Here is a 17,877-nt window from a genome sequence, read left to right on the forward strand (position 1 = left end):
TAGTGTACTATGATGTTATTATCAAAACAAAGACGCTAGAAAACAAAAACGTGAGAGGAAACAATGCGCTGCCCCTATTGTGGTAACATTGAGGACAAAGTCCTTGAGTCAAGAACAATGGTAAATGGAGAAAGCATCAGAAGAAGACGTGAATGTCTCTCCTGCGGCTATCGTTTTACCAGCTATGAACGTATTGACGAAAAGCCCTTTATGGTTATTAAACGCGACGACCGCCGCCAGCCTTTTGACCGCAAAAAGCTCGAAAAAGGTATTGAGCGTGCTCTTGAAAAAAGACCTGTCGCAACTTCCATGGTGGAACAGCTTTCCAATGACATTGAAGATCTCGCAATTAAAAAAGGTCGTGAAAACCGCGAAATTTCTACGTCCGAGCTGGGAGAGCTTGTGCTTGAAAAATTATACGACATAGACAAAGTTGCATACATCCGATTCGCATCCGTCTACCGGCATTTTGAAAATCTGGATGAATTCATTACTGAAGTAAAGAACATAGAAAAGAGGGGAAAATCAAATGAGTGATCAATCAATCTTTCCAGAATGGAGAAGCTTCCTTGGATCAAGCTCCGACTCCGAGACGAAAGGCTTCCTGAAATCTGTAGTAAAGCGTTCTGGTGAAATCGCTGACTACGACAGAAACAAAATCGAAGCTGCTATCGGCAAGGCTATTGAAGCTGTAGAAAAGCGTAAGGATCCGGATCGTGCAGCATCTCTTACCGACATGGTTGAAGAAAAGCTTAGAATTCAGCTTGCCGGCAACAGAGCACATTCCATTCCTGCTATCGAAGAGATTCAGGACATTGTAGAAAGCGTTCTCATCGAGCACAAGGAAGTAGAAGTAGCTAAGGCTTATATTCTCTACCGTGCACGCCATGAAGCTATGCGCGACGCTAAGAGTCTTATGATTGATATCAACAAGACTATGGACGGCTACCTTGCACAGAGTGACTGGCGCGTAAATGAAAACGCAAACGTTAACTTCTCCCTTGGTGGACTTATTCTCCATAACTCAGGAACTATTACAGCTAACTACTGGCTCAATAATATTTATTCTAAGGAAATCGCAGAGGCACATAAAACTGCAGCATTCCACATTCATGACCTTTCAATGTTCTCAGGTTATTGTGCAGGATGGTCTCTCCGTCAGTTAATCGTAGAAGGTCTTGGTGGTGTACCAGATAAAATTACATCAACACCAGCAACTCACCTTTCTACACTCGTAAACCAGATTGTAAACTTCCTTGGAATCATGCAGAACGAATGGGCTGGTGCACAGGCTTTCTCTTCTTTCGATACTTACCTTGCTCCATTTATTCGTGCTGACCACCTTACAGAAAAACAGGTTCGTCAGTGCATTCAGAGTTACATTTACGGTGTAAACACTCCTAGCCGCTGGGGTTCACAGGCTCCATTTACAAACATCACACTCGACTGGGTATGTCCTGATGACCTTAAAAACAAGAAGGCTATCGTAGGCGGAAAGGAACAGGACTTCACTTATGGTGACTGTCAGAAAGAAATGGATATTCTCAACAAGGTATTCATTGAACTTATGATTGAAGGTGATGCTAACGGCCGTGGATTTGCTTACCCTATCCCAACCTACAACATCACACGTGACTTTGACTGGAATTCAGAAAATGCAAAACTTCTGTTTACAATGACTGCACAGTATGGAACTCCAAACTTCCAGAACTTTGTAAACTCAGATTTGAACCCAAGCGATGTACGCTCTATGTGCTGTCGTCTCCAGCTTGATAAGCGCGAACTCCGCCGCCGTGGTGGTGGTCTGTTCGGTGCAGACGAATTCACAGGATCTATCGGTGTAGTAACAATCAATATGCCACAGATCGGCTACCTCGCTAAAAATGAAGAAGAATTCTACAAGCGTCTTGATTACCTTATGGAACTTGCAAAGGAAAGCCTCTGCACAAAACGTAAGGTTATTCAGAAGCTTTATGATGGCGGACTTTTCCCATACACAAGACGTTACCTCAAAACTCTTGTTAATCACTTCAACACAATCGGTTTGTGCGGTATGAACGAATGTTGTATGAACTTCCTTGGAGTTCCTATTACAGATCCTAAGGGAAAAGCATTTGCAGAAAAGGTATTGCAGCACATGAGAGAGAGAATGCAGGACTTCCAGGAAGAAACAGGAGACCTCTTCAACCTCGAAGCAACACCTGCAGAGTCTACTTCTTACCGTCTCGCAAGACACGACAAGGAGCAGTTCCCTGATATCATCACAAGCGGCAATAATGAACCGTTCTATACAAACTCTTCACAGCTGCCTGTTGATTACACTGCCGATGTATTTGAAGCACTCGACCATCAGGAACCACTTCAGACTAAGTATACAGGCGGAACAATGTTCCACGTATTCATGGGTGAAGCACTTAAAGACTGGAAATCATGCGCAGACCTTGTACGCACAATCGCAAGCAAGTACCGCATTCCATTCTTTACAATTTCCCCAACCTACTCTATCTGTAAGGTTCACGGCTATCTCATTGGACAGCAGTTCGAATGTCCTAAGTGTAAGGCCGAGAAGGAAAAGGCTCTTAAGGAAAAACTTAAGGCTCTTGAAGCAGAAAAAGAGAAGGTTCTTGCAGAAAAGAACTAAAAAAGTACTGCCAACATTAAAGATTTTAAGGTACTTTGCCGAGAATTCTAGTGTTGGTCATATTGACAAAACGTACATTCCACACTACATTTAGTGTGGGTGTGAAAAATTACAATAATTTTGGGAGGAGAAAAAGATTATGGAAAAAAGAACACTTGCACAGATTGAAGCAGAAATTGAAGAGACAAAGGCAGCTCTCAATGATGTTCATGGAACCGAGACAGAGGTTTACGCACGTATCGTAGGTTACTACCGTGCTGTAAAACATTGGAACAAAGGTAAGCGCGACGAATTTGACCAGAGAAAAATGTTCTCTCTCGAAGCCAGCAAAGAATATGATATTACAGCTGCAGACTGTATTTGCGAAGCAAAGGCTCCTGCTAAGATGTCTGCTGTAGATACAACAAAAGAATTGAATAGCGTTACATACGAGATGTATACAAGAAAGACTTGTCCTAACTGCCCACCAGTAAAAGACTTTATGGCTGATCTTGATATGCCAGGACGTTCAATTGACGTTGATACAAAAGAAGGTCTTGCTGAAGCAGCAAAGAAAGGTGTATTCGCATCTCCTACTGTAATCTTCTACAACGAAGCTGGTGTTGAAACAGCTCGCTGCCACAGCGTTGAAGAACTTGAAGCTGTATTCAGCAAGGTAGCAGTTTCTGCATAATGTCAGAACTTGACCTTAATAAACCTGCAGGCGTACTTGTAAAAACTACTTGTGTAGATTTTCCTGGACGTGTTGCAGGTTCTTTTTTTCTAAAAGGCTGTAATATCCGCTGCCCGTACTGCTACAACATCGGGCTTGTACTAGAAGATTCTGCTTATGATTCAGAGCCTCTCAGTACTGTTGCAGAGCTTTTTGCTCATCTCGAAAAACGACAGGGCATCTTAAGCGGATTGGTTATCAGTGGCGGAGAACCAATCTTAAATCCGTATACACCAGTCATAATCAAAAAAGCCCGCGAACTGGGATATAAAATCAAAATAGATACAAATGGAACTCTGCCGGAAAAACTCCGCGCCCTTGTAGAAAATCCTGAGCTTCGCCCGGACTTTATTGCAATGGATATAAAGACAACTCCTTCACGCTATGCAACTTTAATCTGTGGCGATAAATCACCGTTCTTTGGTAAATCTGATTATTTCGAAAAGGTACTATGCGAGAGCGCAGAAATTGTTGCAGCCTACCCTGCTGACTGCCGCGAATGGCGTACAGTACTCGTGCCGGGACTTGTTACAAAAGAGGATATAACAGAAATGGCAAAACTGCTGCCGCAAGATGCAAGCTGGCAGTTTGCGCAGTTTATGAATTCGAACTGCCTCGACCCTGCATATAATGACATTTATCCTTATACAGATGCGGAAGCAGGTGAAATCGTAGAATATGCTAAATCATTAATAAAAGGCAGTTCACTTCGGTAGCGTGTTCGTGATGCTGAACTTGTTTCAGCATCTATTACATTACGCGGGCAAATTCTTTTACTATCTGAGGAATCAGGGTTTCAACTTTTCCGTTACAGCTCATGCCGCTGGCGTTTTTGTGACCGCCGCCACCGAACTTTGCTGCAACTGCTGAAACATCAATCTTATCCTGAGAACGGAAGCCGCCTGTACAGGTTGTCGGAGTGTCCTGTCTTAAAAATACTACGGCCTCTACACCTTTTGCAGACAGCATAAGCTGATACAAAGAATCTGAATCACGACCTTCCAAGCCCCATTTCTTTGTATCTTCAAGAGTTTCATAAGTAACTACAAGGCGACCATCAAGGTAACGCTCAGCACGTCCAAGAAGAACTCCAAGCAGTTTACGGGTTGAATATGGTTTTCCGGAATTAATTTCTCTATAAGTAGTTCTAGGATCTGCCCCATCAGCAACAAGACGGCTTACAGCGGCAAAGACTTCTGCAGAATTATCTGTCAGAAAGCGGAAAAAACCTGTATCCGTACAAATACCAAAGAATAATATTTTGGCAAGTTCTGAAGGAACAGGACCTATTAACGCTTCATAAAACAGCTGTACAAGAAAAGCACATGCCGGAGCATCTGCATTTACATAACCTTTTATTTCATCGCCGAGTTCGCTTGTCTTGTGATGATCTATTACAAAAGTATCAAATCCTTTCAAATCCCCGTCTATATCTCCAAGACGGATAATCTCAGAACAGTCAGCAATAAAAAGCCCTGTAGACTTTCGTTCACTTTCGTCCTGAAATTCCATAGTATCAGAAAACTTTTCCTGCCAGCGGATTACTTCATTTCTCTTAAAAGGACCTGCAGAAAGCAGCTGATATGGTTTACCAAAATAATCAAGAATTGCAGCAAGGCCAAGACAGGAAGTAATACAATCTCCATCCGGTTCTTTATGACCGATTATAAAAAAGAAATTATGATTTTCTATAAAGTCCCTGATTTCCTGGACCTTTTCCTGAGATAATTCAAACATAAAACACCTGTGAAAGCAAAAAAAAAGAGGGTCTCAAAACCCTCTTTTATAATACCGTATTTTTGCTTAGAATTCCAAGTCTTCCAGAGTATCTTTATCGGCACCCTCAAGATTCTTTCTTGAATCAACCATACCCCAGATTGAATTATTTTTATCCATTGGAATAGAAAGAATTACACGCTTAAACTCTCCGTTATCCTTAACAACAGTCATGTAAGAACCAAGAGCAGTTTTTACAGATCTGAATTTAAGTTTTCTGGGAGTCTCTGGATTTCCGTGAGCCCAATTCTTTGGAAGAATTACATTTCCAACTCCAGTTCTATTTTTCTGATAAATTACAACATAACCATCTTTTCCTTCAAGAATTTTAAGAACCGGAACATTTACATAAGAAATATCTGTCCATTTACCTTCTGTGCGAGCTGGAGCAGATGCGCTGCTATTTGTATCTGCAAAGATTGCTGCAGAGAACACAGCAAAAAGAGCAAGAATCATCAAAATCTTTTTCATAATTACTCCTTTATCTAAGTCGTAATATTTATTATAAACCGATTATTTTATTTTAACAACTTTTTTATTTGATTTGTGATAAAAATGAATTTCATTAAAATATTAAACGGATTAACAAAATATTAAAAAAATTAACAGATTAACTAATGATAGCCAGGAAAAACTAATGGTGATAAAAAAAATCCAGTGAATAATTCACTGGATTTTAGTAGCGACTAATGGGATTGAACCATTGACATCACGGATATGAGCCGTGTGCTCTACCAACTGAGCTAAGTCGCCAAACGATGTTACTATATTATCATTTTGCAGTATTCAGGTCAAGTATCCAGGGCTATAAAATCGCATTTTTTCTGATTTATTATTCTTTTCTTTCAGTTGGCACATAAATTGCAATAATATCCTCACCAGAATAAGCATTTTCGTAAGCTGTTTATTCTGAATAAAAAATACTAAGAGGTAAAAAAAATGAAGACCCACGAACTGAACCTGCTGGTAGAAAACCTGCGTACCGGCAAAATGAGCGAGAAAGAAGTTATCGACAAGATAGCTGTCTTTGTAATCAAAAATTATCCTATCTATGGACTTCACAAATATGATGAAGATTTCAGACAGGATATTCTTCTGGGCCTGCTGGAAAGAGGTCCACATCTGCTTCACCTGTTTAATCCCAATTATGGAGATTTCTTTACCTTTCTTTACTGTTATATCTGTACACTAATCAATTCAAAATTAAAAACCTGTGCTCAGAATTCAATCAGGGAAAAACTGAATTTTGAAGAATGTGTTCAACAGTACGAAGAAAAAGAAATTAAATATCACAGGATTAACTATCAGAACTTTGAAGTCCCTAAAATTCCTTTTAACTGGAAAAAGCTTTCTACAGAAGAATTCCAGCGTGCAATAAAAGATTTATCACTTCACAGCGAAGAAAAGAAAGTCTTAATTCTTGCATTAAAATCATCTTATTATCTTACTGATAAGCAGATTCACAGAATCTGTAATATGTATGGCATTGATCCAGAACAGTTCTATCAAATGATTCAATACTGTAAGGAAACTCTTGATTTTAAGCGTTCCAGACTTGAAAAGGAACATCAGAAAAGGAACTTTGCCTATTATCATCATAAAAGATACAGACATATCATCAAAAAGTATCAGGATGATGATTTTTTTGATAATAAATATTTCATTAAAGACCTTTACATCTACAGAGAACGAAAACATAAAAACAGCATGGTCAGGCTTAATACTGCTTTTCAAAAAGGTTATCTGTATTTAAGGACAACAAATAAAACCGTTGCCAATGTAATGGGACTCAGTGAAAGACAGGTAAATTACTATATGAGAAGTGTCAGAAACGAATATAAAAATCAGGAAGATTTACCTGAGAAATCAACCTCTTCTGACACAGAAATCCAGATTGCAGAAAAAGAGTGATAATTGTTTAGAACAATAATTTTCATTATATTGTAATAATGAAAATTTACTTAGCAACTGGAAATAAAAATAAGAAAAAAGAAATGTGTGAACTTTTACCGGAACACACAATTCTTATCCCTTCTGATGAAGGAATTGAATTTGATCCTGATGAAACAGGAACAACCTTCTATGAGAATAGTCTGATTAAGGCTCGTACACTTTATGATATTGTACACTGCCCTGTAATTGCAGACGATTCAGGAATTTGCGTGGATGCTTTGGGTGGAGCACCAGGCATTTTCTCTTCACGTTACGCCGGTCCGGACTTTATGCACGGAAAACCAGACGGAACAAAAATCTCACAGGAAGAACAGAATATCTTCCTTATTCAGCAGACAAACGAAGCCATTAAAAACGGAAATCTCCCGAAAGGTGCATATCTCCATGGAGAACGCAGCTGTCACTATACCTGCGCAATGGTAATGTACTGCGGAACAGATCGCCTCTTTGTTGCCCAGGAAACCTTTGAAGGTGCCCTAATCGACGACATAAGCAAACAGGCTGGCAACGGCGGCTTCGGTTACGACCCAATCGTATTCCTTCCAGAGTTCAATAAAACTGTTGCCGAACTAACCGCCGACGAAAAGAACGCTATTTCTCACCGCGGCAAAGCCGTAAGAGCCCTCAAACGAATAATTGATCAAATGTAATTTAATTAAATTACGTAAATTATTTTTTGAATGCCGTAAGCAAAAAATACCCTAAAAAAATTCTGCACAAGCGAAGCGCGGAAGCCTTTTTTAGGGTATTTTATTTCTGAGAGGCATTCAAAAAAAATATTTCGATATTTATATATTTTTTTTCATTTTTTTCTAAAGTAATTCATTTAACATGCCGATAAATTATGAAGAAGTGTCATGACTGTATCGACTTCGCTGAAGCAGCAGGCAGACACTTTTGGCAAAAATGTGTAGATGTAGCCTTGTAAAAACATTTACGCATTTTTGCATCTTTTAACAGAAGAAAGGATTCTTCTGCTCACATTCCAAGGAGGAATACTATGGTTATCAACCACAACATGTCGGCAATGTTTGCCAATCGTCAGCTCGGAGTTACAGGTCTCGGTCTTAACAAAGACATGGAGAAATTATCTTCAGGCGAAAGAATCAACCGTGCAGGTGATGATGCTTCAGGACTCGCAGTATCTGAAAAGATGCGAGCACAGATCCGCGGTTTGAACCAGGCTTCACAGAACTGTTCAAATGGTATCAGCTTTATCCAGACTACAGAGGGTTACCTCCAGGAAACAACTGACATCATGCAGCGTATTCGTGAACTTGCAGTTCAGGCTTCAAACGGAATCTACTCTGAAGAAGACCGCATGCAGATTCAGGTTGAAATTTCGGCACTTGTTTCTGAAGTTGACCGCGTTGCAAGTTCCGCTCAGTTTAACGGAATGAACATGCTCACTGGCCGTTTCGCTCAGCCAACAGGAGAAAATGTTGTAACTGCTTCTATGTGGTTCCATATTGGTGCTAACATGGATCAGCGTGTACAGGTTTACATCGGTACAATGTCAGCATCTGCTCTTGGAGTTCGCGAACTTGGTTCAGAAGAGAAGATTTCACTTGCTACACCGGAAGATGCCAACCGCGCAATCGGAACTATTGATGAAGCTTTGAAGAAGATCAACAAACAGCGTGCTGATCTCGGTGCTTATCAGAATCGTCTTGAGCTTACAGTTAAGGGATTGGATATTGGAGCTGAAAACCTTCAGGCTTCTGAATCTCGCATCCGTGATACTGATATGGCTTCTCAGATGGTTGAGTTCACAAAGAACTCTGTACTGCAGCAGGCAGGTACAGCTATGTTAGCTCAAGCAAATAGCCAGTCACAGAATGTTCTTAGTCTTCTTAGATAATTGCTTGTCTTTACTAAGATAGTGAGTTATAATTAATAGTCGTCAGAAATGACGGCTATTAATTAGCGCGGTGTTTTTTTTGTTGCTCTCCCCTTTTAATTTCATCAAAAACATCGTAGAATTAGTAGTATAACTATGCTTATATTACAATGTGCCGGTTCAGCGGTGCATAGTTCTTTGACATACGTGCCCCCATGGGGATGCAGGTGACGGTAGGAACAGTCGGTTTTGAAAAAGACTGACTATTCCTGCTGAATGGTCTGAAACTAAATCAGAGGCGCAGTACTGATTTAGCCTTCACCCGCAGGCGAAAAGCATGAGGCTTTTTGTTTAAAGCAAACATGGAGGCACAAATATGATTATTAATCACAATATGAGCTCACTCTATGCAGATCGTGTGACTAACATCTCGAATGAGTCAATCATGAAAAACATGGAGAAGCTCTCATCTGGTGAACGCATCAATCGCGCCGGAGACGATGCATCAGGACTTGCTGTATCTGAAAAGATGCGCAGCCAAATCCGTGGTTTGAACCAGGCTTCAAAGAACATCCAGAATGGTGTTTCTTTCATCCAGACAACCGAAGGTTATCTTGCTGAAACAACAGACATCCTTCAGCGTGTTCGTGAACTTGCTGTTCAGGCTGCAAACGGTATCTACAGCGATGAAGACCGCATGCAGATTCAGGTTGAAGTATCACAGCTCGTTGCTGAAGTTGACCGCATTGCCAGCGTAGCTCAGTTCAACGGTATGAATATGCTTACTGGACGCTTCGCTCTTGAAGGCGACAGCACAATGCAGTTCCAGATTGGTGCAAATATGGATCAGAATGCTCGTGTATACATTGGTACAATGACAGCTTCTGCTCTCGGACTTAAAGGTGTTCAGGGCGGAGAAGAGCAGATCACAATCAATTCACCAGAAGAAGCAAATATGACACTTGGTGCTGTTGATGCTGCATTAACTCAGGTTAACAAGCAGAGAGCAGATCTTGGTGCATATCAGAACCGCTTCGAAATGGCTGCAAAAGGCGTAAACATTGCTGCTGAAAACACCCAGGCTGCAGAAAGCCGTATCCGTGATACAGACATGGCTTCTGAGATGGTTGAATTCACAAAGAACAGCATTCTCACACAGGCTGGAACCGCAATGCTCGCTCAGGCTAATAATCAGTCACAGACTGTATTGGCTCTCTTGCAGTAGACTAATTAAAAAAAAGAATTAAAGAGATAACTGGATGTCATCTTTTTGATTTGAATATGGAAGGAAGGGGTATGCGCCCCCCTTCCCTTTCCATTTTTTCAAGGAGGAGAACTATGAATACTATAAATACGAATTCAATGGTTCATGTGGCAATGGATGGCCAGTCTCTTTACAACACAAATAAGAATTCAGCTAGCAATTCTGTACAACAGCAGAATGTAGCGGCTTCCATAACTCCCACAGGAGCCCAGGTAGCGCAGAATATAGAACAGAATATTGCCGAAATAAAGGCAGATTCTCAAGCGCTGCAGAAAATGACTGAGATGGTTGGCGGAAACAAGCTTTTGTTCAGTGTGAACAAAGAACTTGGAAGTGTGGTCGTTTCTATCGTAGATTCGGAAACAAATCAGGTTATAAAGCAGATTCCGTCAGAAGATATGCAGAAACTTAAGCTTCGCATCAGAAAAGCCATAGGCTCAATGTTCGACGAAGTAATCTAAACTATGGCCGGACTGAACATTCCAGGCGTTACTGATCAGTATAATACAAACGATACTGTAGAAAAGCTCATGAAAATTGAGCGAATCCCTCTCACACGGGAACAGAATCAGCTTGAAAATTTAAAAACTGAAAAGGACGCCTGGCGCGAAATTAATACAAGACTTACCTCTCTTAGAGACAACACTAAGACTCTCTATTCTTTTGAAAATCCTTTTAACAGTAAACTCACCTCATCTACAGAAGAATATGCTGTTACTGCAGAAGCAAACCGCAGTGCCAGTTTACAGTCTTTTAAAGTCGATGTATTACAGGCAGCCTCTTCAGACCGTTTTCTTACAGACGAACTCGATAACGATTATAAAGTACCGACAGGAACCTATACTTACAAGGTTGGAGAAAAACAGATTATCTTCAACTGGAAAGGAGGATCCCTTAAAGACTTTTCTGCAGCAATCAACAAACGTGGAAACAATGTTATTAAGTCTTCAATAATCGGTGCAAGTGCCGGAAAAAAATCTCTGCTCATAGAAGCAATACCGACAGGAAAAGAAAACCGTCTTATTTTTGAAGATGATGCAAAAACCTTTGCCTTTGATTCAGGCATGGTTGATAAAATTAAATCACAGACACAAACTTTTGCATCTTCTCAGACTGAAATTTTACCGGTAAATAAAATTGAATATGATGAACCGGTTTATATGCCAGTTCTTTCACTTACAAATACAAAATACGATGAAGAAAAACAGACTGCAGTTGTAGAACCTAGAGGAGCTTATCAGGTCAAAATCCCTGAAAAAATCCTTCGTGATACAGACCTTCATCTTCAGTTTACAGTTACTCAGAAAGAAACAGAAGATATTACTCCAGAAATCAATAAAACCTTATTACAGCCGGAACTTCCTGATGCCGGAACAGCAGAATATAGCGGTATTGTAATCAGCAATAATGCATCTGATACAAACCTTAATCTTCCGCCAGAGCCCCCTGCTCCGCTTGAACCTGTAAAAACAAATTCAATTCTCTATGCAGTTATGGACGATGGAACAGAAAAAGAAATTCCATACACTCCTTCAGAAGACGGAAAACCTGCACAAATTGATGTAAAACTTTCAGATTTCAGTGGCATAAAAGCTCTTGCAATCAGAAACAAAAACACAGGAACCTCTTACGAAATTTCCAGTATTACAGCCTTAGACCCGATAAAAGATCTTGGTTATGGACCAAAGCATCCGGTTTCTACAGCTGATGATGCCATCATAAAATATGAAGGAATTACAATTACACGTTCTTCAAATAAGATTGATGATGTAGTCCCGGAAATTACTCTTAATGTTCATGATAAGACAGAAAAAACAGCAACAATTTCAGTTAAACCGGATGTTGATGCATCAAAGGCAGCGATAATTGATTTTGTCGGTAAATATAACCAGGCAGTTGCAGAACTTAACATTCTTTCTCAGAATAAACCTGAAATCGTTGATGAACTTGAATATCTTTCAAAAGATGAAAAAGAAGCTGAGAAAAAGAAGCTTGGACTATTCCAGTCTGATTTTTCTCTGACAAATATTAAATCAAACATGGCTTCTACAATCGCAGCAAGATACATGTTCTCCGACAGTGCAGAAATCACAATGCTTTCACAGCTTGGAATTGCTACAAATGCAAGTGGTTACTCAGGAGGATATTCTCAGAGCAAGCTGCGCGGTTATCTTGAAATTGATGAAAAGAAACTTGATGATGCACTTGCAAATCATCTTGATGATATAAAAATGCTTTTTGGTTATGACTCAGATGGAGATCTTATAGTTGATACAGGAATTGCCTTTAAGCTGGACAAGCAGATTTCTGCTTATACACAGACAGGCGGAATCCTCGCAATGAAAACTTCAACACTGGATTCAAAAATCAAAAGTTCTGAAACAAAAATTACAAAACTCGAAGCTCAGATGGCTAAAAAAGAAGCTGAACTTCGTAATAAATACAGTCAGATGGAAGGCTCGCTGAACAGCCTTGAAGCACAGCAGAATACAATCTCGAACTTCACAAAGCAGCAGCAAAATCAGAATCGATAAGGCAGGTACAATATGATAGAATTTTACATAAACGGACAGCAGGTTGACGTTCAGATTGAAGATGAACAGACAATTGGAGATGTACTTAAATCTTTTCAAAGTACCTGTGAAGAAAATCAGGCAGCAGTAATTGGAATTACAGTTGATTCAAAACAGGTTACAGCAGACAACTTCGATGAAAAAGCCGCTGAACCTCTTGGAAAGGACACTAAGTTTGAATTCCATATTGTTACAGTAAGCGAAATCAAAGCCTCTTTTGACAAACTTTCAGATCTTTTTGCAGAACTTGCAAAACAGATGGAAGAAGTTCCTGTTGCACTGCAGAGCGGTAAAAATCTCGAAGTCAGTGAATCCATCAAAAATCTTGCAGACAGCATCGAACAGTTCTGCCATGTTGCAACACTCGCCTCTCTTTTCCCAGAGACATTTACAAATACCAGCATGAACGGAATAAATTTCAAAGATTTCTTTGCTGAATTCTCACCAATCCTTAAAGATTTCGAAGATGCATTACAGAATAATGATACGGTTATGCTCGGAGACCTTTCTGAATATGAAATCTGTCCGAGATTAAAAGATATTTCAAAGGCGCTAAAAGCCATGTAGAGAGGTGCCTATGCTTTTTTTATTAGGTTCAGGTAGCGGTTCCCCAATAGAAGCACGACAAACTCATGCACCGGATATAGTAATAATTCTGATTCTTCTGGCTGCATTCGCAGCAGTTCTTGGAGTTATCTTCATAATCTTTATGAGGATCAAGAATTATTATAAATCAGAAGAATATATCGAAAAAGAAAGAAACCGCAAAACAAAATACAAGGATGTTCAGAAACTTGGAAAAGAAAACAACCTTTCCCAAATCGAAATTGACACTCTATGGGATGTTTGTAGAATAACTGATTCAAATAACATTCTTTATTCAATCAAAAGCAACAATGAAGTAAATGAATTATTCCGCAATGCTTATGAAATAATGAAGCAGCAGAATCTTTTCAACGACGAAAAACTTAATAATTTCTTCACTACACTTTTTAAGCTCGAAATGATAGTTGCTCAGTACAAAAAAGTTCTTTCAACAAGACAGATTGCCGAGCAGACACTTATATTTTATATATCAAACGAAGGTGAACAGTATCCGTTTACAGTAACTCAGAATCAGAAAGATTTCTTTACAGCAGAGATTCCTGAGTTCATATATAAATCACCACGAAGACCAGAACTGCTCACACGAAGCCGATTTACCTTCAGAACTTCAGATGGACTTTCCTATAATTTAGTTACCAGAATTATCCGCTATAACGAAGGAAATGACGGAAAATTCTATATGGTACTCTCTCATTCAGAACAGCTTGAATGTCAGGCACAGCGACATTACAAACGAGACTTTTTTGAAAAGGAATGCCATTTTAAATCTGTTAAACATATTGATAAACCTCAGAAAAGCGAATCAGAGTATACGTTCTCTGAAAAATCATATCAGGGAAAACTTACAAACATTTCTGCAGGTGGATGCTGTATTCAGACAGACCTTCCGATTAAGGAAAAGCAATACATAGGCGTTATACTTCCAGATACTGGTATTGATGAAACTATAGTTGGAATGATTCGAAGAACCCGAAGACTTCCAACCGGAAAACTGGCACTTCATATTCAGTTTGTACAGATTTCTCTTGCAACAAAGAACAGGATTCACACTCTTGTTTATAAATATGAGTTGTAGAAAATACTTGATAACAGCGATATTTTGGAGTATTCTATAAGAATATGAGAGTCATTGAGCTACAAAACATTCAGCGCGAAGAAGGGCAGATTTTCTATCTCAGAAAATACACTTGTGATGCTGTAATGGAGTTTCCTACAAGCACAGATACAGTTCAGATTTTCTTTAGCATTGAAACAAGCCCTATGGGAAAAAAGATTATTGAGCTCTCATTCCCACAGCCTATTAACTACCCTCTTATCCCGGTAAAAAAGGCATTGCTTGAATATATATTTACAGAAGAGCTTGAAGGCAGACTGCCTTGTTGACTTTTACAACTAATTCTCCAGAAGAAACAATTGCACTTGGTGTACGCATCGGCAATAAACTGAAAAAAGGTGATGTTATTGCAATGCAGGGAACACTTGCTGCAGGAAAAACCACAATCACAAAAGGAATTGCTCAGGCACTTGGAATCATAGATACCATCACAAGTCCTACTTTTTGTCTGATTAGCGAATATTACGGAAAAATGCCTCTCTATCATATGGATGTTTATCGTCTTGAAGGCGGTGAAGATTTTGTCAATCTTGGTACTGACGATATGATTTATGGAGATGGCGTAAGCATTATAGAATGGTCTGAAAAGATCATGGAAGAATTACCTTCACGAACCATCATACTTCGTCTTACTCCAAAGGATGATGGAAGCCGTCTTATTGAAATTGAAAACTGGAATAACGGGGACATCTAAGGAGAAACTATGAATATTCTGGCACTGGACTGCGCAGTTACACGTATCTCACTCGCAGTAAAAACTGATTCTAAATTTATTTCTGCAACTTATGATATTGGAATGAGACAGTCAGAGATTCTCGTACCTTCAATTGATGAGCTTTTAAAAAAAGCAGAACTGAAGCCATCAGAATTAAATGCAACAGCTCTTACAATCGGACCGGGAAGTTTTACCGGACTCAGACTTGGAATCTCAGCTCTTAAAGCAATTGAACTGGCTTATAATGTTCCTGTTTACGGAATTTCAAGTCTTGAAGCTTATGCATATCCATATAAAAACTTAGGATTTACTGTACTTTCCTGCATTGATGCAAACAAAGATAAATTTTATGCCCGCCTTTCAGATGGGTCAAATAACCTTTTGAAAGATGATGATTATGAAATTGAAAAAATTACAGAAGCTGTAAAAGATTTAGATACAGTCTTTGTCTGCGGACCAGATGCAAAAAAACTCAGTGAAAAACTGCAGACGGTTTTTGCTGATATAAAATTCCTGATGCCAGAGGTACCGGCTCAAACTGCAGAAGCTCTTATTCTTATGACAGAAGAGCTTATAGAAAAAAAAGCCGAACCGCTTAAAGATTTTGACGGTCCGGTTTATTTACGAGCAAGTGAGGCTGAGCTCAAACTTAACGGTACAATTTCTTAATTTATTTCTTAAGAAGCTTACTTAAAGCACTTACAGCATTGATTGCCTTTTCATTACCAGACTGTTCAGTCTGAACAACAGCAGCTTTATTTTCATTCTGAATGGCATCAAAAACTTCCTGACGGAATACCTTTACATCCTTAGGAGCTTCAACACCAATTTTTACCTGATCTCCGTGAACATCAATCAGGGTAATTGTGATATTGTCACCAATTTTAATTTTCTCATCTATTTTTCTTGAAAGGATAAGCATTAACACCCTCCTTTCTGATTTAAAGTCTGAACGATATCAACCTTTGTAGACCATCTGTTATCACTGAGGATTGCCTGCATACACTGATGATTTTTTTTGTTGATTACCAGAGGTCCCTGGAAATTAGCAGTAATTGAAGAACCATCATGTGGAACAGTTACGATTGTCATTATAATTATATCTTCAGGTTTTGTAATTCCGATTTTCTTTAATGAAGCATCATCAATATCTGTTTCATATTCATTACAAATCAGAAATGGATCTACAATCAAGAATGCAAGATTTGGATCTTCACAAGACTGAAGCCAGAGAAATGGTTCATAATCTGAATCCACAAGAGCATATTTTGTGTATTCTTCAAAACCAAAAAGTCCTTCTGGAATTGTGATAAGCCTGTCTTCAGTAATCTCTATTTTTCCATGGGCTTTAGTTACTATTTCCATCTAAAATCTCCTGTTTGCTTTATGATTTTATTAACGCATATAATTTAATAATGTTGATGAATACATTTTTCCAGCCTGACTCAAGGTAGCCTGATTTGTATAGTCGAGCATCTTAAGGTCTGTAATAGCCTTTGTAAAATCAAGATCGCCTTCACGGCTAACCATTGAAGTTACATCAAGAGCAAGTTTGCTGCTTCTTGTTGCATTAAGCTGTGCTCTTTCATATTCAGAACCAGATTTTGCGATTCTGGTAACAAGGCTGTCGATTCCTTTGTCGAGTGCTCCGAGAACACGGCCGCCAATGCTTTCCTGGTCACCTGCAAGGAGAGCGTTGCGGAATGCGATGACTGTATCGAACATGCTGCCGCCGCTGACGCGTGCTCCTGTGGCCAGATTGTATGGCGGAAGTTGAGAAGCATCTTTAATTACGCCAAGCTCTTCAAGTGTACTGCCGCTTATATCCTGAAGCCAGAGCTGGCGTGCATCTGTTGTTTCAAAATTAAGTGCATTGCGTACAGGGTCAATTGTTGCCTTTACAGCAGCTCCGCTATTGTTGATTTTTGCAGCAACAGCATATACATTGTCGCCCTGCTTAATTTCAACTTTTACTCCATCAACAGAAATAACTGTATCGCTGCTTGCCTGCCACTGAGAAGCATCACGGGAACCGAATACCTGCTGATTTTCTGCCCAGAAAGTTTTGATTCCGGCATTATCATTTACAAGATATTTTCCTTCATCAACTTCTACACGATTTACATCAATATTTCCGTTGTAGCGTACATTCTGAATAAGAGGAACTCCACTGCCCTCTACATTTCCCATTTCAATATCAAAAGCAGTAGCCTTAGTATTTGTTCCGGCAAAGATTGAATTACCGTCCGCGCTTACCGCATTTGCGTTCTGCACAAGCTGCTTCAGAAGCTCATCAACCTCAGTAGCCATATTAGACATATCTTCTTTTGTATAAATTCCATTGGCACCAGTTACTGCAAGCTCGCGTACGCGCTGCATAATTTCCAGAGAATCAGTCATATACCCTTCACGCACAGTAAACTGATCAGAAAGTGTCAGCGCATTTTTCTCAAACTGATTTACGCGTCCAAGATACGACTGATATCGCACCAAATGGCCGGCCGCAATAGGATCATCACGAAGCTGCTGGATTCTGTGCTGAGACCCGATCTGGTTATTAGCACGATTCAGGCGGCTCTCCTGAAGGCGGAGACTGCTCTGTGTATTGTTATTATTCATCTGTGAACTGATTCTCTGCATAATGTGCTTTATACTCCTATAAAAAGCCATTAAACAAGTTTGT

Annotated in this window: 20 protein-coding genes and 1 tRNA gene; 15 read left to right on the plus strand and 6 right to left on the minus strand. The window is 39.5% G+C overall.

What is annotated here, in order from left to right:
• Positions 1-63: 63 nt before the first annotated feature.
• From nrdR to BMY21_RS12715, 4 genes are all read left to right on the plus strand, one after another.
• Complete coding sequence (nrdR, locus tag BMY21_RS12700; protein WP_074644792.1) at positions 64-537, plus strand: transcriptional regulator NrdR; 474 nt, start codon at positions 64-66, stop codon at positions 535-537.
• Positions 530-2,641 (plus strand): ribonucleoside triphosphate reductase, encoded by a 2,112-nt coding sequence (locus BMY21_RS12705; RefSeq protein WP_074644794.1) that lies wholly within the window; start codon positions 530-532, stop codon positions 2,639-2,641. The genes nrdR and BMY21_RS12705 overlap by 8 nt, the downstream gene beginning before the upstream one ends.
• Before the next feature lie 139 nt (positions 2,642-2,780).
• Complete coding sequence (locus BMY21_RS12710) at positions 2,781-3,314, plus strand: glutaredoxin family protein (protein ID WP_074644795.1); 534 nt, start codon at positions 2,781-2,783, stop codon at positions 3,312-3,314.
• Positions 3,314-4,069 (plus strand): radical SAM protein, encoded by a 756-nt coding sequence (locus tag BMY21_RS12715; RefSeq protein ID WP_074644797.1) that lies wholly within the window; start codon positions 3,314-3,316, stop codon positions 4,067-4,069. Before BMY21_RS12710 ends, BMY21_RS12715 begins: the two co-directional genes overlap by 1 nt.
• 34 nt (positions 4,070-4,103) lie before the next feature.
• On the opposite strand, the gene BMY21_RS12720 is transcribed toward BMY21_RS12715, so the two are convergent.
• The 3 genes from BMY21_RS12720 to BMY21_RS12730 all read right to left on the minus strand — a co-directional run bounded on the left by BMY21_RS12720 (position 4,104) and on the right by BMY21_RS12730 (position 5,882).
• Positions 4,104-5,090, minus strand: a complete 987-nt coding sequence (locus BMY21_RS12720) for a DHH family phosphoesterase (RefSeq protein ID WP_074644799.1) — start codon at positions 5,088-5,090, stop codon at positions 4,104-4,106.
• Between the two features lie 66 nt (positions 5,091-5,156).
• On the minus strand, positions 5,157-5,600 hold the full coding sequence (locus BMY21_RS12725; protein WP_074644801.1) for a hypothetical protein: 444 nt from the start codon (positions 5,598-5,600) through the stop codon (positions 5,157-5,159).
• Positions 5,601-5,809: 209 nt separating this feature from the next.
• Positions 5,810-5,882 (minus strand) — tRNA-Met (locus BMY21_RS12730).
• Positions 5,883-6,068: 186 nt separating this feature from the next.
• Between BMY21_RS12730 and BMY21_RS12735 the strand changes: the two genes are divergently transcribed.
• From BMY21_RS12735 to tsaB, 11 genes are all read left to right on the plus strand, one after another.
• Positions 6,069-7,040: a hypothetical protein gene (locus BMY21_RS12735; protein ID WP_074644803.1), complete on the plus strand. Its 972-nt coding sequence runs from the start codon at positions 6,069-6,071 to the stop codon at positions 7,038-7,040.
• Positions 7,041-7,078: 38 nt separating this feature from the next.
• The gene (locus BMY21_RS12740) at positions 7,079-7,732 is read left to right on the plus strand and encodes a non-canonical purine NTP pyrophosphatase (protein WP_074644805.1); all 654 of its coding nucleotides are present in this window, start codon (positions 7,079-7,081) and stop codon (positions 7,730-7,732) included.
• Between the two features lie 350 nt (positions 7,733-8,082).
• Entirely contained in the window at positions 8,083-8,943 is an 861-nt protein-coding gene (locus tag BMY21_RS12745) for a flagellin N-terminal helical domain-containing protein (protein WP_074644806.1), read from the plus strand.
• A gap of 355 nt (positions 8,944-9,298) precedes the next feature.
• Positions 9,299-10,147 carry a flagellin N-terminal helical domain-containing protein gene (locus tag BMY21_RS12750; RefSeq protein WP_074644808.1) on the plus strand — a complete coding sequence of 283 codons (849 nt, stop codon included), beginning with the start codon at positions 9,299-9,301 and terminating at the stop codon, positions 10,145-10,147.
• Between the two features lie 113 nt (positions 10,148-10,260).
• Entirely contained in the window at positions 10,261-10,647 is a 387-nt protein-coding gene (locus BMY21_RS12755; protein ID WP_074644809.1) for a flagellar protein FlaG, read from the plus strand.
• Positions 10,648-10,650: 3 nt separating this feature from the next.
• Complete coding sequence (fliD, locus tag BMY21_RS12760; RefSeq protein ID WP_074644811.1) at positions 10,651-12,720, plus strand: flagellar filament capping protein FliD; 2,070 nt, start codon at positions 10,651-10,653, stop codon at positions 12,718-12,720.
• A gap of 12 nt (positions 12,721-12,732) precedes the next feature.
• The gene (locus BMY21_RS12765) at positions 12,733-13,326 is read left to right on the plus strand and encodes a DUF8042 domain-containing protein (RefSeq protein ID WP_083379873.1); all 594 of its coding nucleotides are present in this window, start codon (positions 12,733-12,735) and stop codon (positions 13,324-13,326) included.
• 10 nt (positions 13,327-13,336) lie between these two features.
• The gene (locus BMY21_RS12770; protein WP_074644813.1) at positions 13,337-14,440 is read left to right on the plus strand and encodes a PilZ domain-containing protein; all 1,104 of its coding nucleotides are present in this window, start codon (positions 13,337-13,339) and stop codon (positions 14,438-14,440) included.
• A 44-nt stretch (positions 14,441-14,484) separates the two neighbouring features.
• The gene (locus tag BMY21_RS12775) at positions 14,485-14,748 is read left to right on the plus strand and encodes a hypothetical protein (RefSeq protein ID WP_074644814.1); all 264 of its coding nucleotides are present in this window, start codon (positions 14,485-14,487) and stop codon (positions 14,746-14,748) included.
• Positions 14,745-15,173, plus strand: a complete 429-nt coding sequence (gene tsaE, locus BMY21_RS12780; RefSeq protein WP_074644816.1) for a tRNA (adenosine(37)-N6)-threonylcarbamoyltransferase complex ATPase subunit type 1 TsaE — start codon at positions 14,745-14,747, stop codon at positions 15,171-15,173. The genes BMY21_RS12775 and tsaE overlap by 4 nt, the downstream gene beginning before the upstream one ends.
• A 9-nt stretch (positions 15,174-15,182) precedes the next feature.
• Entirely contained in the window at positions 15,183-15,863 is a 681-nt protein-coding gene (gene tsaB, locus BMY21_RS12785; RefSeq protein WP_074644818.1) for a tRNA (adenosine(37)-N6)-threonylcarbamoyltransferase complex dimerization subunit type 1 TsaB, read from the plus strand.
• Between the two features lies 1 nt (position 15,864).
• Here the strand turns inward: tsaB and csrA are convergent, their stop codons facing one another.
• The 3 genes from csrA to BMY21_RS12800 are packed head-to-tail and all read right to left on the minus strand — an operon-like array spanning position 15,865 to position 17,834.
• On the minus strand, positions 15,865-16,116 hold the full coding sequence (gene csrA, locus BMY21_RS12790; protein WP_074644820.1) for a carbon storage regulator CsrA: 252 nt from the start codon (positions 16,114-16,116) through the stop codon (positions 15,865-15,867).
• Positions 16,116-16,559, minus strand: a complete 444-nt coding sequence (gene fliW, locus BMY21_RS12795) for a flagellar assembly protein FliW (protein WP_074644822.1) — start codon at positions 16,557-16,559, stop codon at positions 16,116-16,118. Before fliW ends, csrA begins: the two co-directional genes overlap by 1 nt.
• A 30-nt stretch (positions 16,560-16,589) precedes the next feature.
• A complete protein-coding gene (locus BMY21_RS12800) occupies positions 16,590-17,834 on the minus strand; it encodes a flagellar hook-associated protein 3 (protein ID WP_074644824.1) in 1,245 nt (414 codons plus the stop codon).
• Positions 17,835-17,877: the final 43 nt, after the last annotated feature.

Source organism: Treponema bryantii, assembly GCF_900111035.1.
GTDB lineage: Bacteria > Spirochaetota > Spirochaetia > Treponematales > Treponemataceae > Treponema_D > Treponema_D bryantii_C.